At 66.2% G+C, this 12,947-nt stretch carries 12 protein-coding genes; 5 read left to right on the top strand and 7 right to left on the bottom strand.

Features of this window, described 5'->3' with window-relative positions:
* Nucleotides 1-121: 121 nt before the first annotated feature.
* Genes puuE through uraH form a run of 3 tightly spaced genes read left to right on the top strand, consistent with a single transcriptional unit; the run spans nt 122 to nt 1,910 of the window.
* Nucleotides 122-1,027, top strand: a complete 906-nt coding sequence (gene puuE, locus HLH29_RS03800) for an allantoinase PuuE (RefSeq protein WP_182964670.1) — start codon at nt 122-124, stop codon at nt 1,025-1,027.
* Nucleotides 1,024-1,560, top strand: a complete 537-nt coding sequence (gene uraD, locus HLH29_RS03795) for a 2-oxo-4-hydroxy-4-carboxy-5-ureidoimidazoline decarboxylase (protein WP_246373723.1) — start codon at nt 1,024-1,026, stop codon at nt 1,558-1,560. The genes puuE and uraD overlap by 4 nt, the downstream gene beginning before the upstream one ends.
* Complete coding sequence (uraH, locus tag HLH29_RS03790; protein ID WP_182964669.1) at nt 1,557-1,910, top strand: hydroxyisourate hydrolase; 354 nt, start codon at nt 1,557-1,559, stop codon at nt 1,908-1,910. Before uraD ends, uraH begins: the two co-directional genes overlap by 4 nt.
* A 62-nt stretch (nt 1,911-1,972) precedes the next feature.
* On the opposite strand, the gene HLH29_RS03785 is transcribed toward uraH, so the two are convergent.
* The 4 genes from HLH29_RS03785 to HLH29_RS03770 all read right to left on the bottom strand — a co-directional run bounded on the left by HLH29_RS03785 (nt 1,973) and on the right by HLH29_RS03770 (nt 8,200).
* Entirely contained in the window at nt 1,973-3,001 is a 1,029-nt protein-coding gene (locus HLH29_RS03785; RefSeq protein ID WP_182964668.1) for an isocitrate/isopropylmalate dehydrogenase family protein, read from the bottom strand.
* Nucleotides 3,002-3,185: 184 nt separating this feature from the next.
* The gene (locus tag HLH29_RS03780; protein ID WP_182964667.1) at nt 3,186-4,961 is read right to left on the bottom strand and encodes an aminopeptidase P family protein; all 1,776 of its coding nucleotides are present in this window, start codon (nt 4,959-4,961) and stop codon (nt 3,186-3,188) included.
* A 66-nt stretch (nt 4,962-5,027) separates the two neighbouring features.
* Nucleotides 5,028-5,942, bottom strand: a complete 915-nt coding sequence (locus tag HLH29_RS03775) for a 50S ribosomal protein L11 methyltransferase (protein WP_182964666.1) — start codon at nt 5,940-5,942, stop codon at nt 5,028-5,030.
* Nucleotides 5,939-8,200 (bottom strand): ATP-dependent helicase, encoded by a 2,262-nt coding sequence (locus tag HLH29_RS03770; protein ID WP_182964665.1) that lies wholly within the window; start codon nt 8,198-8,200, stop codon nt 5,939-5,941. Before HLH29_RS03770 ends, HLH29_RS03775 begins: the two co-directional genes overlap by 4 nt.
* Before the next feature lie 73 nt (nt 8,201-8,273).
* On the opposite strand from HLH29_RS03770, the gene HLH29_RS03765 reads away from it, so the two are divergent.
* A complete protein-coding gene (locus HLH29_RS03765; protein WP_182964664.1) occupies nt 8,274-9,008 on the top strand; it encodes a JAB domain-containing protein in 735 nt (244 codons plus the stop codon).
* A 6-nt stretch (nt 9,009-9,014) separates the two neighbouring features.
* Here the strand turns inward: HLH29_RS03765 and HLH29_RS03760 are convergent, their stop codons facing one another.
* Nucleotides 9,015-9,719, bottom strand: coding sequence for an HAD hydrolase-like protein (locus HLH29_RS03760; protein ID WP_182964663.1), 705 nt, complete (start codon nt 9,717-9,719; stop codon nt 9,015-9,017).
* 107 nt (nt 9,720-9,826) lie between these two features.
* Here HLH29_RS03760 and HLH29_RS03755 point away from each other — a divergent pair, with 107 nt between their 5' ends.
* On the top strand, nt 9,827-10,456 hold the full coding sequence (locus HLH29_RS03755; RefSeq protein WP_182964662.1) for a JAB domain-containing protein: 630 nt from the start codon (nt 9,827-9,829) through the stop codon (nt 10,454-10,456).
* Nucleotides 10,457-10,464: 8 nt separating this feature from the next.
* Here the strand turns inward: HLH29_RS03755 and HLH29_RS03750 are convergent, their stop codons facing one another.
* Both HLH29_RS03750 and HLH29_RS03745 read right to left on the bottom strand, forming a co-directional pair.
* Complete coding sequence (locus HLH29_RS03750) at nt 10,465-12,273, bottom strand: sensor domain-containing diguanylate cyclase (RefSeq protein ID WP_182964661.1); 1,809 nt, start codon at nt 12,271-12,273, stop codon at nt 10,465-10,467.
* Nucleotides 12,274-12,356: 83 nt separating this feature from the next.
* Nucleotides 12,357-12,917 (bottom strand): helix-turn-helix domain-containing protein, encoded by a 561-nt coding sequence (locus tag HLH29_RS03745; RefSeq protein WP_246373721.1) that lies wholly within the window; start codon nt 12,915-12,917, stop codon nt 12,357-12,359.
* Between the last annotated feature and the right edge of the window lie 30 nt (nt 12,918-12,947).

Here is a 12,947-nt window from a genome sequence, read left to right as displayed (position 1 = left end):
CGATGCGGCACAAGGTGCTGATCACGCTCGGTGCGCTGGACGCCGTGCTGCGTGCCGAGGGCTATGCGCCGCCGCCCGGCGCGGCCATCGATGCCGCCCGCGCTGTTTATGAGGCCGCGTCATGACTGTGCCCTATCCCCGCGACCTTGTCGGCTATGCCGGCAACCCGCCTGATCCGCGCTGGCCCGGCCAGGCGCGGATCGCCGTGCAGTTCGTCATCAATTACGAGGAAGGGGCCGAAAATTCGGTCCTGCATGGCGATGCGGGGTCCGAAGCCTTCCTCTCCGAAATGGTTGGTGCGCGATCGGTGCCCGGCGCGCGGGCAATGGCGATGGAAAGCCTGTACGAATATGGCTCGCGTGCCGGGTTCTGGCGTCTGCGCCGGCTGTTCGTGGAGCGGGGGCTGCCCGTGACGATCTTCGGGGTTGCCGCCGCGATGGCCCGCAACCCCGACGCGGTGGAGGCGATGCTGGATGCGGGGTGGGAGATTGCCAGCCACGGCCTGCGCTGGATCGATTACCAGGACATTCCCGAGGCGCTGGAGTGCGCGCATATCCGCGATTGCATTGCGCTGCACACCCACCTGACCGGGTCGCGCCCGCTGGGCTGGTACCAGGGCCGCACCAGCCCGAACACCGCCCGGTTGATCGTCGAGGAAGGTGGCTTCGTCTATGATGCGGATTCCTACGCCGACGACCTGCCGTACTACGACCGCCGTTATGGGCGGCCGCAACTGATCGTGCCCTATACGCTGGATGTGAACGACATGCGCCATGTGGCGCTGAATGGCTTCACCGAAGGCGAGCAGTTCTTTCGCTATCTGCGCGATACGTTCGATACCTTGTACGATGAAGGTGACGTGGCGCCGAAGATGATGTCCGTCGGGTTGCATTGCCGCATCGCCGGCCGTCCGGGCCGTGCCCGCGCGGTGGCGCGCTTCCTGGATCATGTTCTGGCCCATGAACGGGTCTGGATGGCGACGCGCCTGGATATCGCCCGCCACTGGCTGGAGGTCCATCCTGCATGAGCCTGGTGATGCAGCGCGTGAACGAGATGGAACCCGCGCGGTTCGTCGAACGGTTCGGCGCGCTCTACGAACATTCGCCCTGGGTGGTGGAACGTGCGGCGGCCCTGCGCCCGTTCGCGGACCCGGGCGCGATGCTGGCGGCGATGACCGGTGTGCTGGACCGGGCGACGGTGGAAGAGAAGCTGGCACTGGTGCGTGCGCACCCCGAACTGGCGCGCCGGGCGGGGCTTGACCCTGACCTGACCCGTGCCTCGCAGGCCGAACAGGCTTCGGCGGGGCTGGATCGGCTGACGCCGGAGGAATATGCACGGTTCAACAGGTTGAATGACGGCTATGCCGCGCGTTTCGGCATGCCGTTCGTGATCTGCGTCCGCCTGTCGGACAAGGTGCTGATCCTGTCGGAAATGGAGCGCCGTCTGGCCCAGACGCCCGTGGAGGAACTGGACACCGCGATCGTGGAAATCGGCAAGATCGCGGCCCTGCGCCTGACCGATGCGCTGGGCGTGTTGGCACGGGAGGAGCCGGGATCATGAGCAGTCTGTCGAGCCATGTCCTCGACCTGGTCTCTGGCCGGCCGGCGGCGGGCATGGAGATCGTGCTCTGGTCGGGGGAGGTCTGCCTGTTCCGTGGCCGGACCAATGACGATGGACGGTGCCCGGATCTGGCCGGGGCAGGGGAATTGTCGCCGGGAGCCTATCGGCTGGAATTCGCGGTTGCCGCCTATTTCCGGGCGCAGGGCGTGGCGCTGAGCGACCCGCCCTTTCTGGACGTGGTGCCGATCGCGTTCGGGATTGCGGCTCCGGGGCCGGATGGCAAGGGCGGCCATTACCATGTGCCGCTGCTGGTCTCGCCCTATGGGTTTTCGACCTACAGGGGGAGTTAAAAAAACGCCCCGCCGAGGCGGGGCGCGGGGCCGCCGGTTCTGGGAGAACCGGCGGACGTGGATCAGACCAGGTGCTGCTTCAGCGCGGCGGTGAATTCGCGCGTGCCGCTATTGCCGCCCAGGTCGCGGGTCAGCAGTTCGCGCTTGGTGATCACGGCGCGGATGCCGCTTTCGATGCGCTTGGACAGGTCGTCGCGGCCGACATGCTCCAGCATCATGTTCGCGGCCAGCAGCAGGGCCAGCGGGTTGGCGAGGTTCTTGCCTGCAATGTCGGGGGCAGAGCCGTGGACGGCTTCGAACACCGCGGCCTTCTCGCCGATATTGGCACCCGGGGCCATGCCCAGGCCGCCGACCAGGCCAGCCGTCAGGTCGGACAGGATGTCGCCGAACAGGTTGGTGGTGACGATGACGTCATACTGCCAGGGGTCGATGACCAGCTGCATGGCGCACGCATCGACGATGCGCTCGTTGCATTCCACGCGGCCTTCATATTCCTTGGCGACCTTGCGGCCTTCTTCCAGGAACAGGCCGGTCAGCAGCTTCAGGATGTTGGCCTTGTGGACCAGCGTCACCTTCTTGCGGCCATGCTTGACGGCATATTCGAACGCGAAGCGGACGATGCGGTTACATTCGGCGCGCGAGTTGTAGCCGGCACCCGTCGCGATCCCGTGCGGGTCGTCGCCCACCGGGATGTAGCTTTCCATCGCCGCGTAGTACCCTTCCAGGTTCTCGCGCACCAGGACCAGGTCGATCTTGTCGAAACGGCCACCCGGAACGAATGTCCGCGTCGGGCGCAGGTTGGCATACAGCCCGAATTCCTGGCGCAGGGTCACGTTGATGGACTTGAAGCCGCCACCGACAGGGGTCGTCAGCGGGCTCTTCAGGGCCAGGCCGGTGCGGCGGATGCTGTCGATTGTCTGGGGGGGCAGCGGATTGCCGGTCGCCTCAACCGCCGCCATACCCGCGAGCTGCTTGTCCCAGGCGAACGGCGCGCCAACCGCGTCCAGGATCTCGGTCACGGCATCCATGATTTCCGGGCCGATCCCATCGCCGGGGATCAGGGTAGCCGGAATGGTCTTTTCAGCGGACATTGTCGAACGTCTCCCTCTGTGCTTTGCCAGGCCCGACCTGCCGACCGTGCGTTCGCGAGGCGGGGCAGCCGGGCCGGAACCCGTATGGTCCTAGGCCCGTGGCAGACGGGTGACAATTGCACTCGCCCCCGTCGCAGGGGCTTTCGCAGTCACATTATCTGGCGCTGTCCGGGGAGGTTTCGCGCTATTCCGCCACGATCGGGGCGCAGGCTGTCGCCAGCCATGCACGGGCGTCTGTATCCAGTTGCGGCGCGATAAGATCAAAAACGCGTGCATGGTACGTATCCAGCCATGCCGCCTCCTCGCCGGTCAGCAGCGCGGGGTCGATCAGCCGCCGGTCGAACGGTGCGAGGGTCAGAGTCTCGAACCCCAGGAAGGTCCGTCCGGCCTCGGCCGGGACCGGGTGGACCAGCAGCAGGTTCTCCAGCCGGATGCCGAAGGCGCCCGGCCGGTAATAACCGGGTTCGTCGGACAGGATCATGCCCGCCGCGACCGCCACCGGCCGATGAACGGGCGAGATCGAGCATGGGCCCTCATGCACCGAAAGGTAGCTGCCGATGCCATGGCCGGTCCCGTGATCGTAATCCAGCCCGTCCTGCCACAGCGCGTAGCGCGCCAGGGCATCCAGCGCGTGCCCCGTCGTGCCCACCGGAAAGCGGGCCCGCGCCAGAGCGATATGGCCCTTCAGCACGCGGGTGAAGGGGCCGCGCACGCTGTCGGGCCCCGGCCCCTTGCCGGTCCAGAGGGTGCGCGTCACGTCGGTCGTGCCGAACGGATACTGGCCGCCGCTGTCGATCAGATAGACTTCGTCGGCACCGATCGTGCGGGCGGATTCCGGGGTGACCCGGTAGTGGATGACCGCGCCGTTCGGGCCGGCCCCGGAGATGGCGGGAAAGCTCTCCTCGCGGTAATCGGGGCAAAGCGCGCGGAAGGCATCCAGCTTTGTCGCGGCCTGGAGTTCATTCTGCCCGACGCCCTGTGTATCGACCCAGTGAAGGAAACGGCATAGGGCCACGCCGTCGATCAGGTGCGCCTTGCGTGCGCCGTCCTGCTCCACATCATTCTTGCAGGCGCGGGGCAGCGCGCACGGGTCCGTGGCGCGGGCGATGGTGGCACCGGCGGCTTCCAGCGTCTGGATGAACCAGATTGCCGTGCCCACCGGATCGACCCGTATCGTCTGGCCGGCCAGTGCCGCCAGGGCCGCGTCGAGCCCCGAGGGAGGCACGATCCGCACCTGTGGACCCAGCCAGTCGGCGGCGTTGGGCGACACGCGCGCCGGCTCGATGAACAGATCCACCCGCCCGTCGGCATGCAGGATGGTGAAGGCCAGGCAGGCCGGGGTGTAGGGAATGTCGTTGCCGCGGATGTTCAGCAGCCAGGCGACCGATGTCGGGTCGCCCACGATGGCCGCGTCCTGGCCGGCGGCACGCAGGATGGCGGCCATGCGTGCCCGCTTGTCGGCGCTGTCCTCGCCCGCGAACGACAGGGGGTGGGGCTGGCAGGGCGTGCCGGGGGCGGCCGGCTGGTCGGTCCAGATCCGGTCTACCGGATTGGTCGCCAGCGGCACCATGTCCAGCCCGTGGGCGAGGTAAGGCTGCAGCCCGGCCTCGCCCACCAGACGGGGGTCGTAGCCGATCCGCAGGCCCCGGCCGCCCTGTGCCGCCAGCCATTCCGCCGGTGGGGTGTCGCGCATATGCAGGCGGGCCCAGGCCGTGCCGTCCACCTGCTGGTCCATCTGCGTGATGTATCGCCCGTCGGAGAATACGGCCGCCGGACCGTCGCGCAGCACGACGGCCAGGCCGGCGCTGCCGGTGAAGCCGCTGAGCCACGCCAGGCGTTCGGCGTAGGGGGCGACATATTCGCCCAGATGCTCGTCGCCGCGCAGCAGGACGAAGCCGTCGACATCCATCTCTTCCAGAACGCGGCGCAGCGCAGGAAGGCGGGCTTGGATCTCGGGCATTGTTATCGTCCTTATTGCTTTATAAACAATCTATTCTATCGTTTTTCTGTGGCGACGTACGATCTGTCAGGCGCCGGCGGACCCGTCGGGGCGGCGCAGGACGAGCGTCGACCAGTCGCCTTCGGTCAGGTGCCGTTCCAGGACCAGACCCTGCCGCCGGTGGGCTGCGACCACCATCCGGGCCTGGCTGTTCAGCAGGCCGGCCAGGATGGCGGTGCCACCGGGCGCCAGATGCGCCGCCAGGTCCTTCGCCATCAGGCAGAGCGGGCGGGCCAGGATATTGGCGAAGATCAGGTCGAAGGGGGCATGGCGCTTCAGGCCCGGTGTGCCCCAGCCATTGCCCAGCCGGGCCGTCACGAGTGCCGACAGGCCGTTCAGCGCGGCGTTCTGCCGGGTGGTGCGGACGGACCATGGGTCGATATCCACCGCCAGGACCGGGCGGTGCAGCAATGCTGCGGCGGCCATGGCCAGGATGCCCGAGCCGCAGCCCATGTCCAGGATCCGGTGCGGCCGGCGATGGGCTACCTGTTCCAGGGCGCGGAGGCAGCCGCGGGTCGATCCGTGCTCGCCCGACCCGAAGGCCATGCCGGCATCGAGGGTGATCGCGATGCGACGCGAGGTGGACGGACCTTCCAGATGGGTTCCGCGCACCACGAAACGCTTCCCGACATCCTGCTCGGGGAAGGATTCGTAAGTGCGGGCCAGCCAGCCTTCGGCCTCGGTTCGCGTGCGTTCCAGTTCGGCAGCGTATCCGCTGACGGCAGCGGCCAGGGCCAGGGCGGCCGTCAGTTCGGCCTCGCCGAAGCCGAGATCGCGCACGCCTTCGACCCGCCACAGGATCTGGGTATCGTCGACCTCGAAGATCCCGATTGTGGAACAGACGACCGAGAGCGCGTCCTCGTACGCCATGACGGCGTCGGCGGGGACGGTGACGGCAATGGTTTCCAGTTCCGTCGCGTGGCGACGGGTCAGACTTGTCATGGTGCTTTCTCGACAAAACTGTCCAGGAGACGTTTCGGTCCCGCCTTGTCGAAGGCGACTTCCAGCCGGTTGCCCTCGACGGACGACACCGTCCCGTATCCGAATTTCTGATGGAAGACGCGCGTGCCCACCGGCATCGCCGCTTTGGCGGGGGCCGCCGCGTCGCCCGCATCGGCCGCGCGCGGCCGGCGCGCGGTGATGGGGAAGGCGCTGGAGAAGGCCGGGGTCTGGCCTAAGCTCCGGCTGCGCGCCTGGCTGGCGGCGCCGGTCGTGGTCACGTATTCGTCCGGCAGTTCCTCGATGAAACGGCTGGGCATGGCCGATTGCCAGTTGCCGTAGATGCGGCGGCTGGCGGCATGGCTGATGATGGCCCGATGCCGCGCCCGGGTGATGCCGACATAGGCCAGGCGCCGTTCTTCCTCCAGCCCCTTCTGGCCGCCTTCGTCCAGGGTACGCTGCGAGGGAAACACGCCTTCCTCCCAGCCTGGCAGGAACACGGTGTCGAATTCCAGCCCCTTCGCGCCGTGGAGGGTCATGATGCTCAGGCGTTCGGTGCCCGCGCTTTCCTCGTTTTCCATCACCAGGGCGACATGTTCCAGGAAGTGGCCCAGGCTTTCGAAATCGGCCAGCGCGCGCACCAGTTCCTTCAGATTGTCCAGCCGGCCCGGTGCCTCGACCGAGGTATCGGCCTTCCACATGTCGATATAGCCGCTTTCCTCCAGCAGCGTGTCGACGACCACGACATGGCCTTCGCGCGGCAGGGCCTCGCGGCCTTGTGCGAGGCTGTTCAGCAGTGCAGCCAGGCTGTCGCGGGCCTTGCCCTTGATCTCGCCGCGTTCCAGCATGATGCTGATCGCTTCCGTCAGCGGCACGCCGCCGTCGCGGGCGGCCTGATGGAATTTCTGCATCGCGACGGCGCCGATACCGCGCCGGGGCACGTTGATGATGCGTTCGAACGCCAGATCGTCCGCCGGCTGGTTCAGCACGCGCATATAGGCCAGTGCGTCGCGGATTTCCGCGCGTTCGTAGAAGCGCAGGCCGCCGACGACCCGGTAGGGCAGGCCGAGCGCGATCAATCGCTCTTCGAACGCGCGGGTCTGGAAACCGGCGCGGACCAGGATGGCGATTTCCGACATGCGGTGGCCGCCGGCGCGCAGACGTTCGACTTCCTCGCCGACCAGTCGGGCCTCGTCGTCCGAATCCCAGACCGAGGCCACGCGGACCTTCTCGCCCGACGCGTCGTCGCGGCCGGGGCGCAGGGTCTTGCCCAGCCTGCCGTCGTTATGTGCGATCAGGCCGGAGGCGGCGCCCAGGATCTGGGCGGTGGAGCGATAATTGCGTTCCAGCCGGACGATGGCGGCGCCGGGGAAGTCGCGCTCGAAGCGCAGGATGTTTTCGACCTCCGCGCCGCGCCAGGAATAGATCGACTGGTCGTCGTCGCCGACGCAGCAGATATTCGCCTGCTGCCCTTCGCGCTGGGCCAGCAGGCGCAGCCACAGATACTGGATGGTGTTGGTGTCCTGGTATTCGTCGACCAGGATGTAGCGGAACAGCCGGTGATATTGCGCCAGCACGTCCGGCCGGGTGCGCAGGATCTCGGTGACATGCAGCATCAGGTCGCCGAAATCGCAGGCGTTCAACTGGACCAGCCGCGCCTGGTAGCTGGCATAGATCGCCCGGCACTGGCCATTGGCGAAATCGCAATCCTCGGCCGGGGTGACGCGCTCGGGCGTCAGTCCGCGATCCTTCCAGCGCTGGATCACGCCCAGGATACCCTGGGGGGGCCAGCGTTTGCTGTCGATGCGCAAGGGCTCGATCACCTGCTTGAGCAGGCGGAGCTGGTCGTCGGTATCGAGGATGGTGAAGCCCGAACTCAGCCCGACATATTCGGCATGGCGGCGCAGCATGCGTGCGCACAGGGCGTGGAATGTACCCAGCCACAGCCCTTCGACCGGTTCGCCCAGCAGGCTGCCGATCCGCTCGCGCATTTCGCGCGCGGCCTTGTTGGTGAATGTTACCGCCAGGATCTGGTAGGGCCGCGCGCGGCCCGACAGCAGGATATGGGCGAAGCGGGTGGTCAGGACGCGGGTCTTGCCCGTGCCGGCGCCGGCAAGGACCAGCAGCGGGCCGTCGGTTGTCTCGATCGCCATCCGCTGTTCGGGATTGAGGCGCTGGAGATAATCCGGAGCGTCGGGGGTGGGGGCTGGGGTCTGGTTCACGGTTTCGGTATAGGGCGTCGCGGGACTATGACCAAGCATTGCGACGACGCGTTGCGGACTGATTCCCGCGCCGGGGGGGACTGGTCCATCGGATACGGAGACAGGCAGCGTCATGACGCGGGTGGGCAGGAGCGGCGGAAAGGGCGCGGGGCAGGCAGTTCCCTTCAGGGAAACCGGGCCGAGCGGGCACCGGGCGCGGATGCGCGCGCGGGTTCTGGCCTCCGGCGCCGCGTCGCTCGCGGATTACGAGATCGTGGAGATGCTGCTGTTCATCGGTGTGCCGAGGCGGGACACCAAGCCGCAGGCCAAGGCCCTGCTGAACCGATTCGGCAGCCTGGGTGCGCTGCTGTCGGCCTCGGCCGATGTCCTGCGGGAAGCGGGCCTGTCGGATCGGGCGGCGGCGGCGCTGGGGTTGCCGGCTTCGGTGGCCGATTGCCTGTCGCGTCCCGATCCGTTGACCCGTACCCCGATGGGGGACTGGGATGCCGTGTTGGCCTATTGCGACACGCAACTGGCTGATGCGCCGCCCGGCCAACTGCGTGTTCTCTTCCTCGACAGCATCAACCACATCATCGCGGACGAAGCGGTGGACGATATGTGGGATGAGGGTACGCCCGAACTGACCCAGCGCCATATCCTGCTGCGGGCGCTCGACCTGCATGCCTCGGCGCTGGTCGGCGTCCGCATCGCGCCCTCATGGCCGCCGCCGGTTGCGATGATCGAAGGGGACGCGGTGCTGATGCAGGCCATTTCCTACCACGCGCAGAATCTGTCCCTGACGATCCAGGACCATGTGTTCCTGCGGCAGGGCCAGTGGCTCAGCCTGCGTCAGCAGCGGCGGCTCTAGATATTTTTACTCCGCCGGATGGATGTGCGCTGCCGCAAGCTGGCCCCGGATGGCGGCCATCAGTTCACCCGGATCGGTCACCAGCGCGTCTGCTCCGGCTTCGGTCAGTTCTTCCTCGCCGCCATATCCCCACAGTACGCCCAGCCCCCTGATATGGTTGGCATGCGCCCCGCTGATATCGAACCGGCGATCACCCACCATAATGGCGCGGTTTTTGGCGATCTGGTGTTCTTCCAGCAATTGCGCGATCAGTTCGGGCTTTTCCGCGCCGGTATCGTCGGGCCGTGCGCCGTACAGAGCCGTGAAATAGGGGGTCAGTTCCCGCAATTCCAGGATCGCGCGCGCCAGGTGAACCGGTTTGGAGGTTGCGAGGAACAGGCGGGCGCCTGATGCCGTCACCGCCTCGATCACCTCGCGCATGCCGGGAAAGACAGGGCTGCGATGCATGCCGCGCCGTTCGTAATGATAGCGGTAGCGGCGTACGGCTTCTTCGGCGCGGTCATCGCCATAACGCGTCAGGACGCGCGCCACCAGATCATGCAGGGGAGGGCCGACAACCCAGGTCAGGTCTTCCGCCGGATCGGGTTCATGGCCAAGATCGCGTATCGCGTCGTGCAGGGAACTGATAATGCCCGCGCGGGAATCGATGATGGTACCGTCGAGATCGAGAAGAATCGCGTCGTGATGGCTGAGAGACGACAGAACATTCATACCGGCGATGGTCCTTTTGGCTCCATGAAGACCCCTTATAGCCTCACCGCAGCCGCTTCGCGACCATTGCCGGCCTTCCTTGCGGGTGGCCGGGGGCGCGGGACGGCATGAGCGCCGCCGCGACCATTGCGGAGGATGCCGCGCTGCTGTCCACGATCCTGGCGCTGATCCTGCCGCCGGGCGCTGATCCGACGGCGCTGGCGCAGGCCCTCTTGAAACGATTCGGGACGGCCGGTGCCGTCTTCGCCGCGGATGCCGACGAATTGTCGGCGGTTGCCGACGGACGCCTTCAGGTGGTCGTCACCTTTCCGCTGCTGCGCGAGGCGGCCATCCGGCTGATGCGTACGCGAATTCGGCAGGGCAGCCTGCTGGCGTCACATGATGCGCTGATGGCCTATCTGCAGGCCGTTCTGGCGCGCGAGACGCTGGAACAGTTTCGCGTGCTGTTCCTGGACCGGAATGCCCGCCTGATTGCGGATGAGGTCCTGGCCCAGGGCACGATCGACCAGACGCCCGTCTATCCGCGCGAGGTCATGCGGCGTGCCATCCGCCTGAAGGCGAGTGAGCTGATTCTGGTCCACAATCATCCTGGCTGGAACCCCATGCCGTCGCGCGAGGACATCATGATGACCCGGCGGCTGGAACAGATTGCCACCGTGCTGGGGTTGACGGTGCGCGACCATGTCATCGTGGGCAATGGCGGCGCGACCAGTTTCCGGCAGTCCGGTCTGCTGTGAGAGCCCGTTCAGGCGCTGTCGGCTGGCTGTGAGATGAGGGTGGCGTCGGCGATCATCAACCGGTTGCGGCCCCCTCTCTTCGCGGCATAGAGCGCCTGGTCGGCGCGCTCGATCAATGCCGCACGGTCTTCGTCGGGCTGATGGCTGGCGATGCCCATGCTGATGGTGACATGCAGGATCGGGCCCGACGGGATCGCGATCGAATCCGACGAGACGGCGCGGACGAGGCGGCGCGCCAGGCTGATCGCCTGCTCCGGGTTCCGGTCGGTGATCAGGACCGCGAATTCCTCGCCTCCGATCCGGGCGACCATGTCGCCGTCGCGCACCGAGGCCAGCACCGTGGACGCCACCCGCCGCAGCACCACGTCCCCGACCGGATGACCGTAGCGGTCATTGACCAGCTTGAAATGATCGAGGTCGAAGATCGCGACCGCTATCTTCGATGTCCTCTGCGCCAGGCAGGCGTGGAGCGTCTGGAAGAATGCGCGCCGGTTGGGCAGGTCGGTCAGTTCGTCGGTGTTGGCGGCATGCTCGTTGGCTTCGGCGATCTGACGGTTCTGCTCGTTCTGCGTCAACTGGTCGGTCACGTCGCGGATCAGCCCGCCATAACCCAGATCTTCATCCAGGCGGTGGGCCAGGATTTCGACATGTCGGATCGTGCCGTCGCGACGGCAGATGCTGACGATCCGGCGCAGATCTTCACGGCTGCCCGATACGATTTCGGCCAGCACACGGCTGAGCGCCACGCGATCCTCGGGGATGACGCTTTCCAGCATGTGCTGGCCCAGCCGGTATTCGACCGGAACCCCGAATAATTGCTCGGACGCCGGGTTGAGGTAGCTCCACCGCCCGAATGCATCCACCCGGAACAGCACGTCGCCCACCCGGTCGGCCAGGTGACGGAAATCGCGCAGCCGCCGTTCGGCCAGTACGGCCTTCTGGTCGCGCTGGGTCAGCACGGCCCCCAGGGGCAAGGCACAGAAGAAGATCGTCGCCAGGTCGAGCTGGAAAATATAGACCCGCAGCGAGTCCGGCCCATGAAAGGGCATGACGGGACCGACGTCGGTGAAGATGAAATAGCTGCCGATCATGCCGATGATCGCAACGGCCAGCGCGGCGCCCTTGGCATAGAGATGGTAGGTGGCCAGGACCAGCGGAGGCAGGAGCAGGAACTGGAACGGATAATGTGACTGGCGATAGACCACGATCGCCGCGCCGGCGACCAGCGCCATCAGGCCGATGACCACCAGTCGCGAGGGGGCATCATGGTCTGCGCTCCCCTTGGTATCGTAGGGATTCAGGGCCAGAAGAACCGGAACGGTGATCAGCAGGCCGGGCAGGTGAGCCATCGTCCAGGCCATCGCACCGCCCAGCCAGTCGCGTCCCTCACTGAGGTAAAGCGCTTCCGCGGCGATGGCCGCAGAGCAGATCACGGCCGATACTGTCGCGACAGCGAAACGAAATGCCCATCCGGGATATTCGAAAAAGCCGGATATGGGGCTGAAACGGCGGGTCAGAAGAACGGCGAACAGGATTTCGACCAGATTGGCGGTGGCGAAGCCGATGCTGGTGACCCATGGGCGATGGTCGCCCAGATTGACCATCGTCGACAGGACCAGCAGCAGCGGGGGAAACAGCCGCCAGTTGAAATTCCGGACGCACAGGGCTGCCGCCACCAGGATTGCGTTGGCGGGCCAGATCATCGAGGAACTGCCGCCATGCCGGGTCCATCCGACACTGACAATGGCGGCAAGGCACCAGACCGTGCAGGTCAATATCGTCGACAGACTGCTCCGACCCGCCAGGATTCCCGTCATATTCCGCGACCCGCCTACTCTTGTAATTTCAATTATCATCACCGGGCAGTTGATGGACAGACGGCAAGAGCGCCAGCGAGCAGTCAATTGTCGTTTTCGGCGGTCCTGGTCTGGCGCTCGACATATTTCTGGACGCTGATCTTCGATGCGACCGGGAGGCGGCGATAAAGAGTGATGAGATCGTGTTCATCCACCGAGAGATCCGTGCGGAATGACTGTTCCGTCATGCCGCTGAGGAAGAGTTCCATGGGCACCTGGAACAGTTCGGCCAGTCTGGGGATATGGATGCGTGCGCTACTACGGCCGGTTTCCAGGGCCGCTATGGCGGAGCGGCTCAGGCCGAGCGCCGTGGCCAGTTCGGACTGGCTCATGCCGCAGGCCGAACGCAGGGTGGCGATTTTCTTGGCGAGTTCGGCAGAGGGGGAGGCTTTCTCACCGTCATTGCCGGCCAATGTTGCGCTGTTCTCCCGGATCCATTTGCGAAAGAGCTGTTGGGTAACCAGATGCTCGCCATCGTCCGCCGAAGGCGAAACCAGGGTGTAGGAGAGCATGCCCTTGGGGAAATCGCGTACCCGGCGGGCCGGGAGGGATGGATCTTCCGGGCTCCAGATCTGTCCGGGCTGGAGGAGAATTCTTTGCGCCATGGATGGTGGATAAAGCAGAAACCCTGCTCC

Origin of the sequence: Gluconacetobacter tumulicola (genome assembly GCF_014174215.1) — a bacterium.
Classification (GTDB): domain Bacteria; phylum Pseudomonadota; class Alphaproteobacteria; order Acetobacterales; family Acetobacteraceae; genus Gluconacetobacter; species Gluconacetobacter tumulicola.
Note: the sequence above shows the minus strand (reverse complement) of the source record. Positions and strands in the feature narration are given on the sequence as shown.

Excerpts from the sequence above, each read along its gene's own strand:
- HLH29_RS03745 (WP_246373721.1), bottom strand. The coding sequence starts at position 12,917 with ATGGCGCAAAGAATTCTCCTCCAGCCCGGACAGATCTGGAGCCCGGAA.
- HLH29_RS03760 (WP_182964663.1), bottom strand. The coding sequence starts at position 9,719 with ATGAATGTTCTGTCGTCTCTCAGCCATCACGACGCGATTCTTCTCGAT.
- uraH (WP_182964669.1), top strand. The coding sequence starts at position 1,557 with ATGAGCAGTCTGTCGAGCCATGTCCTCGACCTGGTCTCTGGCCGGCCG.
- HLH29_RS03750 (WP_182964661.1), bottom strand. The coding sequence starts at position 12,273 with ATGACGGGAATCCTGGCGGGTCGGAGCAGTCTGTCGACGATATTGACC.
- HLH29_RS03780 (WP_182964667.1), bottom strand. The coding sequence starts at position 4,961 with ATGCCCGAGATCCAAGCCCGCCTTCCTGCGCTGCGCCGCGTTCTGGAA.
- HLH29_RS03770 (WP_182964665.1), bottom strand. The coding sequence starts at position 8,200 with ATGCTTGGTCATAGTCCCGCGACGCCCTATACCGAAACCGTGAACCAG.
- HLH29_RS03775 (WP_182964666.1), bottom strand. The coding sequence starts at position 5,942 with ATGACAAGTCTGACCCGTCGCCACGCGACGGAACTGGAAACCATTGCC.
- HLH29_RS03765 (WP_182964664.1), top strand. The coding sequence starts at position 8,274 with ATGACGCGGGTGGGCAGGAGCGGCGGAAAGGGCGCGGGGCAGGCAGTT.
- HLH29_RS03755 (WP_182964662.1), top strand. The coding sequence starts at position 9,827 with ATGAGCGCCGCCGCGACCATTGCGGAGGATGCCGCGCTGCTGTCCACG.
- uraD (WP_246373723.1), top strand. The coding sequence starts at position 1,024 with ATGAGCCTGGTGATGCAGCGCGTGAACGAGATGGAACCCGCGCGGTTC.
- HLH29_RS03785 (WP_182964668.1), bottom strand. The coding sequence starts at position 3,001 with ATGTCCGCTGAAAAGACCATTCCGGCTACCCTGATCCCCGGCGATGGG.
- puuE (WP_182964670.1), top strand. The coding sequence starts at position 122 with ATGACTGTGCCCTATCCCCGCGACCTTGTCGGCTATGCCGGCAACCCG.